The 14,607-nt window shown below is 46.6% G+C and carries 23 protein-coding genes; 8 read left to right on the top strand and 15 right to left on the bottom strand.

Features of this window, described 5'->3' with window-relative positions; translation table 11 throughout:
• Window positions 1-6: 6 nt before the first annotated feature.
• Window positions 7-228: a PAS domain S-box protein gene (locus tag K6T22_RS07765; RefSeq protein WP_238239824.1), complete on the bottom strand. Its 222-nt coding sequence runs from the start codon at window positions 226-228 to the stop codon at window positions 7-9.
• 199 nt (window positions 229-427) lie between these two features.
• Here K6T22_RS07765 and K6T22_RS07760 point away from each other — a divergent pair, with 199 nt between their 5' ends.
• Both K6T22_RS07760 and K6T22_RS07755 read left to right on the top strand, forming a co-directional pair.
• Window positions 428-859, top strand: coding sequence for a hypothetical protein (locus K6T22_RS07760; RefSeq protein ID WP_238239823.1), 432 nt, complete (start codon window positions 428-430; stop codon window positions 857-859).
• Window positions 860-1,027: 168 nt separating this feature from the next.
• A complete protein-coding gene (locus K6T22_RS07755) occupies window positions 1,028-1,603 on the top strand; it encodes a hypothetical protein (RefSeq protein ID WP_238239822.1) in 576 nt (191 codons plus the stop codon).
• 25 nt (window positions 1,604-1,628) lie between these two features.
• Here K6T22_RS07755 and K6T22_RS07750 read toward each other — a convergent pair whose 3' ends face one another.
• The 5 genes from K6T22_RS07750 to K6T22_RS07730 all read right to left on the bottom strand — a co-directional run bounded on the left by K6T22_RS07750 (window position 1,629) and on the right by K6T22_RS07730 (window position 4,277).
• Window positions 1,629-1,823, bottom strand: a complete 195-nt coding sequence (locus K6T22_RS07750; RefSeq protein ID WP_238239821.1) for a hypothetical protein — start codon at window positions 1,821-1,823, stop codon at window positions 1,629-1,631.
• Window positions 1,820-2,113: a hypothetical protein gene (locus K6T22_RS07745; protein ID WP_238239820.1), complete on the bottom strand. Its 294-nt coding sequence runs from the start codon at window positions 2,111-2,113 to the stop codon at window positions 1,820-1,822. Before K6T22_RS07745 ends, K6T22_RS07750 begins: the two co-directional genes overlap by 4 nt.
• Window positions 2,114-2,579: 466 nt before the next feature.
• On the bottom strand, window positions 2,580-2,828 hold the full coding sequence (locus K6T22_RS07740) for a hypothetical protein (RefSeq protein ID WP_238239819.1): 249 nt from the start codon (window positions 2,826-2,828) through the stop codon (window positions 2,580-2,582).
• Window positions 2,829-2,864: 36 nt separating this feature from the next.
• The gene (locus tag K6T22_RS07735) at window positions 2,865-3,104 is read right to left on the bottom strand and encodes a hypothetical protein (protein ID WP_238239818.1); all 240 of its coding nucleotides are present in this window, start codon (window positions 3,102-3,104) and stop codon (window positions 2,865-2,867) included.
• Between the two features lie 423 nt (window positions 3,105-3,527).
• A complete protein-coding gene (locus K6T22_RS07730) occupies window positions 3,528-4,277 on the bottom strand; it encodes an SDR family NAD(P)-dependent oxidoreductase (protein WP_238239817.1) in 750 nt (249 codons plus the stop codon).
• Window positions 4,278-4,359: 82 nt separating this feature from the next.
• Between K6T22_RS07730 and K6T22_RS07725 the strand changes: the two genes are divergently transcribed.
• On the top strand, window positions 4,360-4,767 hold the full coding sequence (locus tag K6T22_RS07725; protein WP_238239815.1) for a MerR family transcriptional regulator: 408 nt from the start codon (window positions 4,360-4,362) through the stop codon (window positions 4,765-4,767).
• Here the strand turns inward: K6T22_RS07725 and K6T22_RS07720 are convergent.
• Window positions 4,737-5,810 carry a threonine aldolase family protein gene (locus K6T22_RS07720; protein WP_238239814.1) on the bottom strand — a complete coding sequence of 358 codons (1,074 nt, stop codon included), beginning with the start codon at window positions 5,808-5,810 and terminating at the stop codon, window positions 4,737-4,739. The two genes, K6T22_RS07725 and K6T22_RS07720, sit on opposite strands and share 31 nt — an antisense overlap.
• 124 nt (window positions 5,811-5,934) lie before the next feature.
• Between K6T22_RS07720 and K6T22_RS07715 the strand changes: the two genes are divergently transcribed.
• Together K6T22_RS07715 and K6T22_RS07710 are read left to right on the top strand one after the other, a co-directional pair.
• Window positions 5,935-6,612 carry a hypothetical protein gene (locus tag K6T22_RS07715; protein WP_238239812.1) on the top strand — a complete coding sequence of 226 codons (678 nt, stop codon included), beginning with the start codon at window positions 5,935-5,937 and terminating at the stop codon, window positions 6,610-6,612.
• Window positions 6,613-6,816: 204 nt separating this feature from the next.
• Complete coding sequence (locus K6T22_RS07710) at window positions 6,817-7,110, top strand: hypothetical protein (RefSeq protein ID WP_238239810.1); 294 nt, start codon at window positions 6,817-6,819, stop codon at window positions 7,108-7,110.
• Between the two features lie 51 nt (window positions 7,111-7,161).
• On the opposite strand, the gene K6T22_RS07705 is transcribed toward K6T22_RS07710, so the two are convergent.
• From K6T22_RS07705 to K6T22_RS07685, 5 genes are all read right to left on the bottom strand, one after another.
• Complete coding sequence (locus K6T22_RS07705; protein ID WP_238239809.1) at window positions 7,162-7,695, bottom strand: Imm64 family immunity protein; 534 nt, start codon at window positions 7,693-7,695, stop codon at window positions 7,162-7,164.
• A 30-nt stretch (window positions 7,696-7,725) separates the two neighbouring features.
• A complete protein-coding gene (locus K6T22_RS07700) occupies window positions 7,726-8,862 on the bottom strand; it encodes a GGDEF domain-containing protein (protein WP_238239808.1) in 1,137 nt (378 codons plus the stop codon).
• A gap of 134 nt (window positions 8,863-8,996) precedes the next feature.
• Window positions 8,997-9,269, bottom strand: a complete 273-nt coding sequence (locus tag K6T22_RS07695) for a phage holin (RefSeq protein WP_238239806.1) — start codon at window positions 9,267-9,269, stop codon at window positions 8,997-8,999.
• The gene (locus K6T22_RS07690) at window positions 9,239-9,874 is read right to left on the bottom strand and encodes a M15 family metallopeptidase (RefSeq protein WP_238239804.1); all 636 of its coding nucleotides are present in this window, start codon (window positions 9,872-9,874) and stop codon (window positions 9,239-9,241) included. The genes K6T22_RS07695 and K6T22_RS07690 overlap by 31 nt, the downstream gene beginning before the upstream one ends.
• Window positions 9,874-10,629, bottom strand: a complete 756-nt coding sequence (locus tag K6T22_RS07685; RefSeq protein ID WP_238239803.1) for a helix-turn-helix domain-containing protein — start codon at window positions 10,627-10,629, stop codon at window positions 9,874-9,876. The genes K6T22_RS07690 and K6T22_RS07685 overlap by 1 nt, the downstream gene beginning before the upstream one ends.
• A gap of 87 nt (window positions 10,630-10,716) precedes the next feature.
• Between K6T22_RS07685 and K6T22_RS07680 the strand changes: the two genes are divergently transcribed.
• On the top strand, window positions 10,717-11,214 hold the full coding sequence (locus K6T22_RS07680; protein WP_238239802.1) for a DinB family protein: 498 nt from the start codon (window positions 10,717-10,719) through the stop codon (window positions 11,212-11,214).
• A 36-nt stretch (window positions 11,215-11,250) separates the two neighbouring features.
• On the opposite strand, the gene K6T22_RS07675 is transcribed toward K6T22_RS07680, so the two are convergent.
• Window positions 11,251-11,736: an NUDIX hydrolase gene (locus K6T22_RS07675; RefSeq protein WP_238239800.1), complete on the bottom strand. Its 486-nt coding sequence runs from the start codon at window positions 11,734-11,736 to the stop codon at window positions 11,251-11,253.
• Window positions 11,733-12,266: a DUF402 domain-containing protein gene (locus K6T22_RS07670; protein ID WP_238239799.1), complete on the bottom strand. Its 534-nt coding sequence runs from the start codon at window positions 12,264-12,266 to the stop codon at window positions 11,733-11,735. The genes K6T22_RS07675 and K6T22_RS07670 overlap by 4 nt, the downstream gene beginning before the upstream one ends.
• A gap of 157 nt (window positions 12,267-12,423) precedes the next feature.
• On the opposite strand from K6T22_RS07670, the gene K6T22_RS07665 reads away from it, so the two are divergent.
• Together K6T22_RS07665 and K6T22_RS07660 are read left to right on the top strand one after the other, a co-directional pair.
• The gene (locus K6T22_RS07665) at window positions 12,424-13,533 is read left to right on the top strand and encodes a GGDEF domain-containing protein (RefSeq protein ID WP_238239798.1); all 1,110 of its coding nucleotides are present in this window, start codon (window positions 12,424-12,426) and stop codon (window positions 13,531-13,533) included.
• Window positions 13,534-13,615: 82 nt separating this feature from the next.
• Window positions 13,616-13,858, top strand: coding sequence for a hypothetical protein (locus K6T22_RS07660; protein ID WP_238239797.1), 243 nt, complete (start codon window positions 13,616-13,618; stop codon window positions 13,856-13,858).
• Between the two features lie 48 nt (window positions 13,859-13,906).
• Here K6T22_RS07660 and K6T22_RS07655 read toward each other — a convergent pair whose 3' ends face one another.
• Complete coding sequence (locus K6T22_RS07655) at window positions 13,907-14,593, bottom strand: polysaccharide deacetylase family protein (protein ID WP_238239796.1); 687 nt, start codon at window positions 14,591-14,593, stop codon at window positions 13,907-13,909.
• Window positions 14,594-14,607: the final 14 nt, after the last annotated feature.

The raw sequence follows: 14,607 nt of genomic DNA, 5'->3' as shown, positions 1-14,607 counted from the left end.
ACGTGTTCAAAAGTCCTGATATTCACGGCTGTTCGCGAATTCTGGTGTGCAAAACGTATGGTGCTGTAAGCCAATCATCTCGTCTCGTTTATATTTCATCGTTTTCGCAAACAAGTCATTGACGTCGACGACGCGTCGTTGGCGATCAAAACAGATCATTGCGACGTTTGCTTCAAGGCTCGACAAAATCGCTGGTGAGAGTAAACGTCTCGGTAAGGTTTCATTCATGATGTCATTCACTCCTTCAATGTATCATCCATGTTCTAGGACAGTTTCATCTATGAACATTCTGTACTTATCTATCGACATCGATTGACCTTTTTTACAGTTAGATTCACAACATTCTTCTTAAGCATTGCTGAAAATTGTAACACGTGCTACATTTAATTTATGTAGTGATTACTACACTAATAAGGAGGAGCTCACATTGAAAAATTCTAAGACGACTCATCCCTCAGCGTCTTTGTTTACAAAAAGGCAAAGTATCATCTTAATTTTACTCGGTGTATCGTTTTGGTTCGTCGGTGCCATGTCAGTCAGATTCGGTTCTGGGATCGGGATGTTCGAAAATGTCGGAAACGTGATCGCCTTTCTATTTGCTTTACCGATTTCGTGGATTTCCGTCATCATCATAAAAAAAGTAGCTCGTTTGAATGCTGAACAGCTAGTGCCTGGTGTAAGTCTCGGACTGTTAGTTGCGACGTTTCTAGACGGACTCGTTCTGACATGGGGCACAACTCTTTACGGGACGGATCCTCTGCTTGTCGGACGTGGTGCAGCGTGGATTCTTTGGGGTGTCTTTGCCTTTCTTGCCTCTGCCTTCGTCGAGGCACGACGGATGGGGCATAAGATCATCTAAAATACGGGGAAACCTACAATTGAATCTTGAAAAGTAGACCGTTGGATCCATCCGATGGTCTATTTTAAGGAAATAGCTGATGACCATTTAACCGCAAGTGCTCAAAAACTGAAACAGGTGAACTCGAGTGTAACGAAGAAGAACTTACTATATTCGGAGGTGATCAGCGTGGATTATGAAAAAGCGTCTCATAAGTTCCAACACCGGAAGCAACAGCTGACGTTTAAAAAAGAAACGGTCATCGAGCGCGTATGCCGGCGTTATAATGCAATCGAAATACCAAAAGACGACATCATGGATTTAGTGAATGACGATCAACTTGAATACGATGCCATCTTCTGTTGCCTAAAGATTGACGATGCTGCCGTCTTGGATTCGCTTTTCACGCCTAAGGAACTAGACGATTTCGAGTGGGAGATTCAAGATAACAAAAGGAGAAACCGACGTTACCGATTTGATAATCAAAAAAAAGCAGACTACAATCAATTGCTTCTCGATGAGATGGAAGGACGGCGGATCGATATCGTCTTAGAGAGTCTCGACGGCATCCATATCACCGGTTTCTTAGTCCGGAATCAATCAGAAGTGATCGACTCTTATTTATACGGTCTCGTCGGTGGTGCACATTTTGCCAATCTTCACGTAAAAGACCTCGTCATTCGTGCGAGAGAGTTGACGGAAGAAGAAGTCGAAGAATCGTATCGTGATTATCTCGAAGATTTAGTCCGGTGGAGACACATCTAAAAAGAACGATTGACTTCAGATGAAATCAATCGTTCTTTGTCTGAGCTTCGATTTTCTCGTTCTGAGCAGCCTCAAAGTTGCGATAAATCGTGAATCCTACTGTTGCAATTAGAAAAATTATTCCATACCCTAGTTCCCAGTCGAATCCAAAATATAAAATCGATGACGTGATAACGACGATCAGGATTAACCGAATGCTCGATAAATGATACTTACTCATGATTTCCCTCCTTTTCTTCCTCCACCGAAGTAGATGTATGTCACGAATAGAATCAACATCCACGTGAATACCGCGAATATAATTTTAAATAGACCGTCAGGCAGTATTTTTGAGATATATAACATGGTCATTAGGATTGAAAACGTTAAATGATTATTTCTCATTTGCGGAGAGAGCTTGTCCCAGTGGAGTAGGACGAGTAAAACTGCGACTGGCGCAAGGAGAACCGTGAGGAAGAAAAACGGAACGTTTTTCATGTAATACGGTATCTCGTCTTTGTTTTTTCCCATCACATATCTCTCCTCATCTTCAATATAGAATACCTAGCTTCTCTATTCATTTCATCGGAACGGATGTGATCGCATAAAAAAAGAAGTACGTCCACTCATCTATACACTTATCGTTCTCGTCATCTTGATAGCTGACTATCCGGCGTATCGATTCGTTTCTAAAACGATTACTGAAATCGAGATTGAACGAATGCTAGTTAAATCAGGATACGACCAAGATATTTCAAAAAAAGAAACGGTCTTTGAGTCGAAGACTGGAAGATATGTTTTGGAAGTCGAATACACGAATGAACCGGACTATACATACAACTATGAAATCATTGAAGATCACGTGCTGACTATTGTATACGACTAGCATCATGTCGAAGTGACTGGTTCCCTTCAACATGAGTTAAAGTAGAGACTTCACTTTAAATAACAATCGAGCCCATTCAGCTATCTCATGAATGGACTCGATTGTTGTCGCTTAACATTCATCTTTCATGTTCAATGATTCTGCCGAGCGAATCGTAATCTGTTTTGTAGTATCGTCGATGGAAATGACACAATCCCATGTTGGTTTTAACTGAAGGACATCATTTTGATCCAACCACAATACTGCGTTCAGTTCGATGAAGTTCCCCATCACGACCATTTTCCGCACTCTTTCATCCATGACAGCATACAGTTCATCATCTAAGTTAATTTTCCAGCCGAAAAATTCACTGACACTCATTCTTTATCTCTCCTAATCCTTTATACGTTTTCTACATCATTCCGCCGTAGAAAACGTAATCTTCCATTTCTTCCGCGCCATCAATACAACGATCAGCGAAACCAACAAAGATATTTTAAGCGTCGCATCATCAATTATATGTAGCCCGTAGTGAAGTGAAAAGAGCGTCGTAAGCAGGAGGACCACGAGTCCTAAGAACATCATGTTTTTCATTCTGTCACCTCTTTTCCAATGGTCATTCGGTTTGCTGTCAATGCTCTGAAATGCATCATCCAACTTCACTCCCCTTGTTTTTAAATTCTCAATATGTTTAAACTAATACAAGAATACAAAAAAAGGAAGTCGTTTATGATAAAAAAATTCATAACATACTTCTTAATCTTATTTTATGATGATTGTTTTAATCTTAAATTTATTAAATGGTCGAGTGATCGATAATGAACGATTAACGTTAGCCGTAAACATCGCTATCGTGTTGATGGCGTTATTCTTTATAAGCTTGAGGTTCTCAAAACGAAAACATAAATAAAATGCTACACCTCTAAAAAAGTATGTAAAGGTGATCAAACCGTAGGACAATTCATGATTTTCGGCGCTCTGATGATTCTTCTTTAGGGGATTCATTCATGCAATTCGTATCAATCATGCCTACATAAAGAAGGTCCCTTTCTCATTCGAAAAAGGGACTTTGTTTGATTTTTACCCCGCGTAATTAAACAACGGACCACGCAATTCGAACTCATATGTTTCGCCGTCAACGATGCCGACGATTGCATCACTCTCGATCAACTGATGCAGGAATCCTGCCATCTCAGCCGCTGTATGGTACTTTTTGACGTTCTTGCTGTAATCGAACCCTGCTTCCCCGCGCGAACGATCGGCGAATTCTGTCTCTGTCGCTGCCGGTGCCAGCACTTTTGCCTGAAGTTTCGCGCCGCCTTTTTGTAGTTCTTGCGCAAGACCTTCTGTGTAAGCACTAACATAGAACTTCGTCGCACAATACGTGACGGCGTTCGGAACGATCCGGTAACCACCAGCTGACGAGATGTTAACGAGTGTCGTTCCTTCGACGTCATGATGATCGCGGACGAACAGACTTGATAGGATCGTCAATGCCTCGATGTTCAACCGGAGCATCTTCTCGATTTTCCCGAGATCAATGTCTTGGACGAGATCAAAATCACCAAATCCGGCATTGTTAATCCATGTCTCGATGTCGAGTTCCTTCAGTCCTTCATATAAATCATGAACGTTTTGGTTATCAGCAAGATCGACCGACTTGAGGATGACGTCACTGTCTGGCGAAATCTGTTTGACTTCATCCCGAAGTTTTTCGAGCTCTGACGTCCGTCGCGCGACGAGGACGAGTGATTTCCCTTTTCCTGCGAGTAGTTTTGCCGTCTCATATCCAATTCCTGAACTTGCTCCCGTAATGACCGTGTACTTCATCTAGCATATCCCCTTTTCGATTTGGTATAGTGAGAGTCTATTCCTTAGAGTGAACTCTAAGTCAAGCAGAAAGGTGAGATTCATGTATACGATTTCTGAAATCAGTCGGCTGACCGATACGAGTGCCCATACGATCCGCTATTACGAAAAAGAAGGACTGCTGTTTCCGAAACGTCAGAACGGTCAACGTCGATACGACGACCAAGACGTGACGTGGCTTCGGTTCGTCCTCCGCTTACGCGAAACACATATGCCGATCGAGCAGATCCGGACTTATGTGTCGCTGTTTCTTGCTCACGGCGAGCAAGATACGACGCGGGAACGCCTCGCATTGCTTGAAGCACACCATGCGAACGTCGTGGCACAACTCGCAGCATTACACGAAACGGAGCGAATGATCGCAGAAAAAGTCGACACCTATCGTCGCCTCCATCCTACGATTCCCGCTCCTGATGCCGTTCAACCCTCTGAGAACGCCTCCGTCAATTGACGGTAGACCGTTTCACGCTCGTCAGGCGTTACCGCAAGAAAACTATCACCAATGTTGACTTCCGTTGCGCACCTCTTTTCTTTCTCAACAAGATAACCAGCGATGCCAATCGTTCCTTGCGACTGGATGGCAATCAACTTTTCTTCGACGACTGTTTTTTCTGCCTCGAAGTAGAGGTGAAACATGTTCGAGACAGGCTCTTCTGGACGCGTCGAAATACCCGGAACCGCATTCAACCTGCTCGCTAGCTCTTTTGCGACTGTATGGTACTCCGCCATGCGGTCTTTTCGTTGTTCATAATAATAGTCGGCGGACAGGATATACGGATAAAGACTGATCAAATCACCACCGTAGCGGCGTTTCCAGATCCGCGCCTCTTGGCAAAACGTTTCTGGTCCAGCTAAGATTGCTCCCGCGACGCCGCCTAGACCTTTATAAAAAGAGATATAGACACTGTCAAACAACTGCGCGATGTCCTTTGCTTCTGCCTCATAATACGGTAAGACTTCAAGTAAACGGGCCCCATCTAAGTGAAGACGGATTCCTCGTTCACGGGCGTACACACAGATCACTTCGAGTTCCTCACGCGACGGAAGCAATCCGCCGAGTTCGCGTTGCGGCAGTTCGAGTAATAGACAACTGACGTCCGGCAAAGCTTTGACGTCGTCAAAGGTCATCAACCGATCGGCTTCTCCGACTAATACTGGTTCAATCCCATGTAATTTCTTTAAACCGTCCTGTTCGTGGATTTCGAGATGACATAGCGGATGATAGGCGACGTGACGATTGTCCTGTTCATCCGACCAAATGCGCAGTGCAATTTGTTGCGCCATCGTACCACTCGGAAAAAAGACGGCATCATCGTGTCCGAGCAAATCTACCATCTTCCGTTCGAACATCTTGATTAGTTCACCGTTGCCATAGATATCACTCGGTTGATCAGCATCGATCGCTTGTAAGGCTTCTTGCAAAACACCAACTGTTCGGCTTCCATGTCCATCGAGTCGTTTTGTTGTTCCTTGATAGCTTGTCCGTAAATCCATCTCTTTCATTCCCTTCTAAAACAATGACTATTTTTTGAAAAAATCAAAAAATTCTCTCTCCACTTTTGCTATACTGTGTAGCGAACGTCTGTTTATCGTACTCGTTAAAGGAGGTGTCCCTATCGTGCAAACGCTTCGCTCTCGCCTGTTCATTCTCATTCCGCTCGTCTGTTTAGTTCTACTTAGCGTACAACATTTCGTCCCGTCACTTTATACGTCACTGCTCGGAAAAATCGATCCGGCAACGAATACGGCTTGTATAGATCGCTGTGGTCCAAAGGAATCGATCCTTGATACGGTCGAGGAAGGAACGTCTTACGGCGAGAGCACTGTCACGATGAGCGAAGCTAATCCACCCGCAGAGTGGTTTCGGACTGGTTTTGACTCTTCCGTGACAGCACCTCCTTATCTTCTCATTTTATGCCTCGTTCTCCTGTTTTGTAGCTGGTTTTTGTGGCATTATCTGCAATGGATGCGTCGTCCTCGTATTGATACCTCAGGTTATGTACTTTCACCACGTTTCCCGATTTTGACCTACGAGACAAAAGACCTACCTGCAGACTCTATACGAAAACAACTCGTTTACTTTAATGAGCAACTCCCGCTCTCCTTACAACGTCGGACATCTGAAACAGTAACGGAATGGTTCGATCGGATTGCTTTCCCGTCTCCTGTCGATCCACTCTATTTTGAAGTCAGGTATGGGAAGGTTCCAGTTATCTCGACCCATCAACTGACCTTTTTTATCCAAGCGATGGAGCACTATTTACGAAAATGCCACGTCCATTCATCGATTTCTTGAACCTACTCGTCTACCGCCATGCTCTTTGCTCAGCGGTTTTTCTTTTGAAACAGGACATGATGATCTTCTGAAAAATGATTTTAAACGTTTTTAAAGATTGAATTGACTTTTTTTCAAAATCAGACGATTAGTTGCCAGAAAAATGGGTAATATAGACTATAGTAGAGAAAAAGTCGTTCAACCAGGAGAGTGAGGTGAGAGAAGATGATCAGTGCACAAGAAGCCTATTACATTAAGAAGGAATTGAATGAAAAATTCGAGGATCCCCGGATTTCCTGCGATTTTTCCATCTTTTCGCTTGAACCGTTCCAACTTCTCTTACACGTACAAGAAGATGTCGATGAGCTCAGTACTGAAACACGGTATGGCTTAAGCCGTAAGATTCGCTCCCAGCTCAAACAACTCGATGCACGTGTCGGTGGTGAACCCGTCAAGACGGTCTATGTCATATCGGCACCTCTCATTTCTGATCGATCGTATTGTGTCATCTTACACTGAACAAAAATCCCCCGGATGAGAAGCGAACTCTCATCCGGGGGATTTTTGTGTTCATCGATTTGTCATGCCATCAATTTTCCATGCATTCTTCAAAAAAATCTGTTGCTTCGACCAATAGACGATTGCATACTCCCGATTGATGCGTTCACGTTCCGTTACCGGATGCTCGATTTCTGCGTCAAAATCACAAAAGGCATAGAAAGCGTTCGACCTGTCAGCAATCCTTCGCATGTCCTCCATGAAAATCGCTTCTTGCTGATCGAGTGACCACGTAGTTAAGTTCTCTTCTTGAACACCGAATCGAAAACCAAAGCAGTCAGGCTCTTGTTCAATCGTCATTCGAATAGGTAGTGTTCTTAACCCATGATACTCCGGTAGGACGAGTGAGGCACTCTCGTAATAATGATTCAGCAACGGACGCCACTCTTTCACTTGACCGTCTTGCTCAATCCAACACGCTTCGTCTTTATCCATCGCGTAACTGTACTTGAGACACTGTATGTCTTTATGAAGAGTGTCCAAGACTGCTCGAGCAGCTACTTCCATGTCGTGCGTTTTTTCAAAGACAAACCCTAGCTGTATCATTTCATTATCTCATTTCTGTCTGATGATGCATTACCCTGCTATATCACCAATCTGATTACGTCCATTTTCTTTTGCCCGGTACAACGCTTGATCGGCTTGATCGATGACGTCCTTCTCTGTCGTCTCTGCTCCTGGTACGAGCGACGTCAAGCCAAGACTGACGCTGACCCGACAAAGCGGTTCATACCGTTCATGCGCGATGTTCAAGTCGAGAATATCCTGGCGAATCCGCTCCGCAATCTGACGCGTCTCATTTGCTCCACGCGACAATAAGACTGTGAATTCCTCTCCGCCGTACCGTGCAACTTGTCCATGACGTGCTTGACGCTTCAAGACGCGGGCGACTTCCTTCAAACATTCATCCCCTTTTAAATGACCATACGTATCATTATAGGACTTAAAAGCATCGACATCGATCAAAATCAGGGAAAGTGGTGTCTGCTGTTGTTTTGCTTCTTCGAGAAGTTGCTCCAATCGCTCATCGAACGCGCGGCGATTCGGAATGCCCGTCAAAGCGTCTTGCAGGGAACGGTGAATCAAAGCTTGTTTACTGCGCTCCATCCGAAACGTCTGGATGAAGGCAATCAAAACGAGGACGGCGATGCTTGCGACGACGACGATGACCCACTTCGCAGCACTTGATGCTTGTTCGGAACGATTCGTTGCTTCGGCGATGATCCGGTTGACGTCCGTCCGTAGACGAGCATCGATCGGGCGAAATGTCTCGATATATTGCATCCCCTGATACCGTTTTGCCTCAGCTGCTGCTTGATCCCCACTTCGAGCGAGTGCCAATTGTGCGTCATAGAATCGCGTCGCTGTCTTGATCCTTGGGATGGCTTCTGTTCGGACGAGTTTTCGCATAATCGGGTGATTTTCATCGAGTTGATTCAGTCGCTTGACCGTTTGATCTAGCCGATCAATCGTTCGCTCATATTGAGCTAAATCCGCCTCGTTCGGTGAGAGGATGTAACTGCGGACGACCAGTTCAAGATTCAGTAACGCTGGAAAGAGCTCTGCTGCTTCCGTTGAGATCGGGATCGCTTCGTTTAAGATGCGGGCATTCTCTCGTTCGATTTTTAGAAAAGCCTGATAACTCCAAACGCTTGTAAATAAAAGCGCGCAGAGTGCTAAAAACAAATACCGTTGCAACGTTGACCATTTCACGAAAAGACCGACCTTTCTTTCTCTATCTAATTGACTAAAGTCTATCCTTTATATCGGTGTCTTGAAATCAAACTGTTAGTCGTTTGTATGAAATAATGCCCGTTGCCGACACATTCCAAACGCTCCCATCCCACTCAATCGGTTATGGATGTGTTTTCCATCTGTTCCTGCGCTTGTCTTTGTCTTAGTGCCCGTTCTGTCACGTCATTGTTCTTCCACCAAGCAATGAGCAGACCGACTAGTCCAATCAGACCGGTCACGAACCGCTCGACGTCACTTGACGACACCGGTAATGCTGTAAAACCGAGCGTCGGTAAGAGTAATTCAAGAAAGACATAGAGCGGAATCAACAGACGAATCCACGCCTGAACACGAATCATGGCGACACCGGAAACAGACGCCGCCATGTTTGCGGACCGACGACCCCGTCTACCGCAAGCCGACCTGTCTGTTGAAACGCTCGAATAGCTTTCGTCAATCGGGCATCAAACACTCCGGTTACCGCTAGACCTAATCGTTTTTCAATTGCCCGAACGAGTTCCGGTGCTTGGATCCGTTCGCGGAGATAATGTCCTGGTTTTGGCACGTGATGCCGCGCAAGACTGACATGATCATACAGTTCGAAGTGTGGATAGTCCGGAAAACGAGACCAATCACCTCCCCAGTTCATTCCGCGCCGCTTCATCGCCGCAACGATCCGCCGGAGTCGCGCATCTGGCGGAGACAGGAATAATGCGCCGTTTTCGTAAAGGAAGACGTCGATCGCAACACCAAAGTTATGGTTAGACTGACCACCGCGGGCTTGTGTGACGATTGGTCCTGATGTCGTCCGTCCTTTCGCATATAATGCATTTTGTTCCGCAATGCTCCGAAAGCTTTGCGCTATACCGAGCTTGATCCCTTGCGGATAGAGTTCTCGAATCACGTCACGCGCGATTCGGACGATAGTCGGATGCATGCCGGGGACAGTTAGTTTTTGATTGGCCCGTCGGAGTAACTCTTCTAGTTGCATCAGGCTCCCTCCCTTGTCAATGCTTGTAACAATTCAGCGATCTCAGCATCATCAGGAATGATTTGCTGCTCTTGTTGTTTCGCCTCGTAAGCGCGTTGTGCTACTTTTTCTCGTTCCATCCAATTTGGTAATTGAAATAATGAATTATCTCTTCTTGAACGTTTGGTTATTCGTTTCTGCCGTTCAGCTGGCAATCCGGTCGCGAGACGCTTGACGACTTGCTCGATGTAACCGAAATGACGACTGTTCGCTCGCGCCGCTTCTTCGATCGCATACCGAATGTGCTCGATCGGATGGTCTGTTGCCAGCTGCAGCAATTCTTGCTCGATTCGTGGTGTCGCCTTGCCGAGATTCGTCTCGTACTGCTGCACCAGTTCCTTTTTTAAAGTCGTGTTCTTCAAGACTTCTTCTTCGGAGGCAGCAGAAACCTCGGGAGCAGTCGTCACTTGACTCGCCGGGGACGGTGTCTCGACACGGGGCAGGACACGATAAGCATTCGAGGTCTGTCCTCCGTGTTTCGTGAACCGTTCGACTTTCTCGATCCGACCGCTTGCGATCAAGGACTGGATACATGACTTAACCGTCGATTTACTGCACGGAACAGCGTCGGCGATCGTCTGATAGGACGGGAACGCTTGACCGTCCTGACCGCTGAAGCTTTCAAGAATCAGGTAGATCATCTTTTCATGGACGGACGCAAATGCCGTCCCGCTCCGTAAGAGCGTATGGGGAACCGGAAGATATGGGTCTTGCATGGTGATTCCTCCTTTCTAGGTAATATGACAGGAAGAAGTGACTGTTTGTTCGAAAAGAATAAGGACTAGTTTTTGAGGAGGGACATGATGAACGATCTATTCGCGTTTTATTTGCACGAGCTTGATCACTATCGATCGGACGAATTAATTCATCACATCGATCACGACACATGGTCGATCAGCCAGATGTACGATCACTTAATCGTCGTCAGTCATGAATATTTAGATGAGGTCGAGGCGTGCCAGCATGCACCGGTAACAGAATCCAGGAAGTCTCCGTTCGGGGAACAATTATTTGCTGCCGGTGCGTTTCCAGCGACTCCGATCCGATTACCGGATGCGATGAATGCACCACCTGACGAGACGGATCAAGTCGAGCGATTACGGACGCGCTGGCGACAACTAATCGATCGTCACGCTACGCTTGCACCAATCGCTCAGTCGACACCATCTAATCAAAAAACGCAACATGGTGGGATGGGTTGGTTGAACACAACTGAGTGGTATGCGCTCATCTCGTACCATCTCACCCATCATCAGCATCAAAAACGACGGCTCGATGCTGCATTAGCGAATCGAAGATAAAAAAAAGCGCTCTCCGCATGCGAAGAGCGCTTCGATTTATTTTAAGACAGGCCAATTCGTAAACCGTCGTGCCTCAAGATCAAGCTGTTGTTCTTTTATCCAGCGGAATGCTTCGAGCACGAGCGGTGACGCGTTATCGATTGAAACTTCATCTGCCTTGACCCAGCGTGCACCGAGCGAGTCTTGTCCGACGAATTGTTCGGGGATACTCAGCGTTCCACCCGTCTGTCGGACGAGATAAAAGACGGCGATGTGATGGACTTCGTCGAACTCGCGCCAATCCCACGGAAGCTTGAAGTCCGCGACGCCAATCTGTCGTTCGAGTGCCACTTCGAGTCCTGTCTCTTCCGTGAATTCCCGGCGCATCGCCGTAGCGAGCCTCTCTCCTTCTTTGAGGCTCCCCCCTGGTAAGTCATAGCGATTGATATACGGTCCACCATTCTTATCGATGACGAGTAAGGCATCCTCCTTCATCAATAATCCATAGACACCAAATGCCCGGTGGCAACGAATCGTCTTCATGTGTCATTCCCCCTTCTCTTCATCTGCAGGACGGTCGGGATGAATGGATCCAAAAAGCCGTCAAACGGAAACTGTTGCTCCGCGATGCGTTGTTGTAAGTCAAGCAACGACGTACGGGTTCGTTCAACCAGTTCGACTGGGTAGTGATACAACTGCTGATTCTCTAAAAATTCGTCTTCATCGACGACCATCCATACGCCGTCTCGATAGACGAGATCAAGGTCAAGATCGATGAACGACAAGACACCACCTTGAAGGACCGGTGGGAGACAAATGTTACAGTAGTACGTTGTCTCGCCAGTAAGCTCCACATCCAGTCCGACCGTAAAATCGGCGTCAAGCGGATAAAACTCAAGACTGTAGTTATCGTACGTATAGATTGCTTCCCGTCGATGATGATGTAACGTCCGTCCTGGCACATTTGCAACAACAAGGTACGTCTCCGTCTGCTTGAGGACTATTCCCTCCCAAGAGTAATGCGGACGTCCGTCATATTTTTTCGCTTGAATCGTTAGACGCTTTGATTTCAACTTCATCCCTCCCGTTAGAGCTCTCTTATTTTACCAAATCATTTCATAGGAGCAAGTCTTTACCTGAATCTTTAAAATTTTGAGACTCCTGCGTTGACATCCCTTGCCAAACTGCTATCGTGAAAGTATCACTATCACACTCAAGGATGTGGAACCGATGTTCATTGCCGAGTTGTTATTGAATGCTTGTATCGCCTTCACCGGCTTTTATTTGATCGCTAAAATCATCTATAGTCAACGTCTCGCCTCAAGCAGCTTAAAATCACTCATCGTCGGTCTCGCAACAGGACTGCTCGGAGTGCTCTTGATGTTTAAAGGCATTGCCGTCAACGAATCGTTGCGAATGGATTTGCGTCATCTCCCGCTCGTCTTGCTCGCTTTTTATGGTGTTCGTTCCCCACTCGTCATCGCGACATTGATCATCGGTTGCTCCCGCTTTTATTTCGGTTGGACGCCACAAGCCGTCGTCGCTTTTGTTGCGGTCCTCGGTATCAGCACTGGTATGTACTTCATCCATAAGCGGTTGGTCCATCGGCTGTTTCTTCAAAACATCGTCATGAATGTCTGGGCGCTGTTCATGATCACGATTGCCGTTTCAATTAATCTTGGTTTTAGTGACGCAGCACTTCGCTTGCTCGCCTCCACGTGGTCGATTGGTCTTGCCGTTGGGGTCTTATCCAGCCTGTTGACATTAGATTTCCAAATGCTCAATCAGCAGGTCCAGCGCTATAAACAATCGGCGGAACTCGATCACTTGACCGGGCTCTACAATCGTCGCGTCTGGGATGAGCGGACCGCGATGTTAGAGACAGAAGGACGTTTCTATAATGTGCTCGCACTCGATATCGATCACTTCAAGCATGTCAACGATACATACGGGCATGCGAACGGTGATCTCGTCTTACAACAGTTCGCACGGATTCTACAAGAAGAGACGCGTCCGCACGATATCACAGCTCGGATCGGTGGTGAAGAGTTCATGGTCCTCGTCTATGATTTGACACCGTCTAAAGTGACGAAGGTCGCGAACCGGATCCGGGAACGGATTGCGAACACACGCTTTCAGCTCGACGGGTTCCCAGCGATTTCAATCACAGCGTCCGTTGGCATCGCCCACGGGAAACATATTGCTATCCAGCGGATGAATATTCTTGCAGATGAAGCGTTATATGCTGCAAAAGAGCAAGGTCGAAACCGAGTCATTCTGTATGAAGATAATGCCGAGGCAGCGATAACGACACATGACCGTGAACCGGTCCGTTCGTAAAAAGTAGCTAGACTTAGAGATCTCTGATTGTTTAGTAAGGTATACCGCAAAAAATTCCATACCCTCCCTAAGGAGTGAAGCAATGAAATCCGAGTTTGAGTTCATGACGACGTCGGAAGCAATTCTATTCGTCAGTTCCTTTTTCATGTGGTTGTATGTCGGTCGTCATTTCGTCATGATCACGACGTTCGATGACTTATTTTTGACACCATCTTGGTGGTTACTGCTTCCGATCATCACCTTCATCCTATTCTTACGCTCGTTCGTCGTGCGTCGCTTGATTCTCCATCATAGCCAAGAAGACGATATCTCACGTGAAGCGTGACCGTCCTCAAAAAGATAGGACCTACCGGATTCATGGTAGGTCCTATCTTTACGTTTGATCAATTCGACGGAACTGTAAGCCGCGTGCTTTCCACTCCGGTAACAGTTCTTTCAGCGCCGCAATCGTCTGGACGGGTGCTTGAGGGTCTGCGCCAAACGTATCCCCGTTATCGTGTAACAAGATGATATCCCCTTCAGCTACATCCGATAGCAATCGTTTGATTTTCGCTGATCCCCCCTCTAACTTCCAGTCCTCCGCCATCTTCGACCAAAGAATCATCTTATAGGATGGAGGACAGAGGACGTCGCCTGCATTCAGTGCGCCCCACGGTGGACGGTAGACCGTCGGCCGTTCGCCGGTGATCCGTTCAATGATTGCTGACGTCCGCTTGATTCCTTCTCGGACGGTCGACGGTCGCATCGACCAGTTTGGACGATGGACATAGTTGTGAATCCCAAGTTGATGCCCTTCCTCATGGATCCGGCGAATGATATCCGGATGTGCCTCCGCTTTATGACCAACGACGAAAAACGTCGCTTGAATCCCTTCTTGTTGTAAGAGGTCTAGTAATTCTGCCGTATAGACAGGATCTGGACCATCATCGAACGTCAACGCGACGTATCGTGAATCGAGTGACTTCGTGACGCGCCATCCGAAGACGCGCGACGCCATATACGGGACGACCGTATAGGCAAGCGTAGCGAGAACTCCCGCTGTGACAAGACGTGACCGCATCTGCATGATTCTCC

Origin of the sequence: Exiguobacterium acetylicum, from assembly GCF_022170825.1 — a bacterium.
Classification (GTDB): Bacteria; Bacillota; Bacilli; order Exiguobacteriales; family Exiguobacteriaceae; genus Exiguobacterium_A; species Exiguobacterium_A acetylicum_B.
This window is presented reverse-complemented; position numbering and strand designations above follow the sequence as displayed.

Bases quoted from the DNA above. Each gene is read 5' to 3' on its own strand.
- K6T22_RS07765 (WP_238239824.1), bottom strand. From the start codon at position 228: ATGAATGAAACCTTACCGAGACGTTTACTCTCACCAGCGATTTTGTCG.
- K6T22_RS07750 (WP_238239821.1), bottom strand. From the start codon at position 1,823: ATGAGTAAGTATCATTTATCGAGCATTCGGTTAATCCTGATCGTCGTT.
- K6T22_RS07745 (WP_238239820.1), bottom strand. From the start codon at position 2,113: ATGGGAAAAAACAAAGACGAGATACCGTATTACATGAAAAACGTTCCG.
- K6T22_RS07740 (WP_238239819.1), bottom strand. From the start codon at position 2,828: ATGAGTGTCAGTGAATTTTTCGGCTGGAAAATTAACTTAGATGATGAA.
- K6T22_RS07730 (WP_238239817.1), bottom strand. From the start codon at position 4,277: ATGAAGTACACGGTCATTACGGGAGCAAGTTCAGGAATTGGATATGAG.
- K6T22_RS07725 (WP_238239815.1), top strand. From the start codon at position 4,360: ATGTATACGATTTCTGAAATCAGTCGGCTGACCGATACGAGTGCCCAT.
- K6T22_RS07720 (WP_238239814.1), bottom strand. From the start codon at position 5,810: ATGGATTTACGGACAAGCTATCAAGGAACAACAAAACGACTCGATGGA.
- K6T22_RS07710 (WP_238239810.1), top strand. From the start codon at position 6,817: ATGATCAGTGCACAAGAAGCCTATTACATTAAGAAGGAATTGAATGAA.
- K6T22_RS07705 (WP_238239809.1), bottom strand. From the start codon at position 7,695: ATGATACAGCTAGGGTTTGTCTTTGAAAAAACGCACGACATGGAAGTA.
- K6T22_RS07695 (WP_238239806.1), bottom strand. From the start codon at position 9,269: ATGGCGGCGTCTGTTTCCGGTGTCGCCATGATTCGTGTTCAGGCGTGG.
- K6T22_RS07690 (WP_238239804.1), bottom strand. From the start codon at position 9,874: ATGCAACTAGAAGAGTTACTCCGACGGGCCAATCAAAAACTAACTGTC.
- K6T22_RS07685 (WP_238239803.1), bottom strand. From the start codon at position 10,629: ATGCAAGACCCATATCTTCCGGTTCCCCATACGCTCTTACGGAGCGGG.
- K6T22_RS07680 (WP_238239802.1), top strand. From the start codon at position 10,717: ATGAACGATCTATTCGCGTTTTATTTGCACGAGCTTGATCACTATCGA.
- K6T22_RS07675 (WP_238239800.1), bottom strand. From the start codon at position 11,736: ATGAAGACGATTCGTTGCCACCGGGCATTTGGTGTCTATGGATTATTG.
- K6T22_RS07665 (WP_238239798.1), top strand. From the start codon at position 12,424: ATGTTCATTGCCGAGTTGTTATTGAATGCTTGTATCGCCTTCACCGGC.
- K6T22_RS07660 (WP_238239797.1), top strand. From the start codon at position 13,616: ATGAAATCCGAGTTTGAGTTCATGACGACGTCGGAAGCAATTCTATTC.
- K6T22_RS07655 (WP_238239796.1), bottom strand. From the start codon at position 14,593: ATGCGGTCACGTCTTGTCACAGCGGGAGTTCTCGCTACGCTTGCCTAT.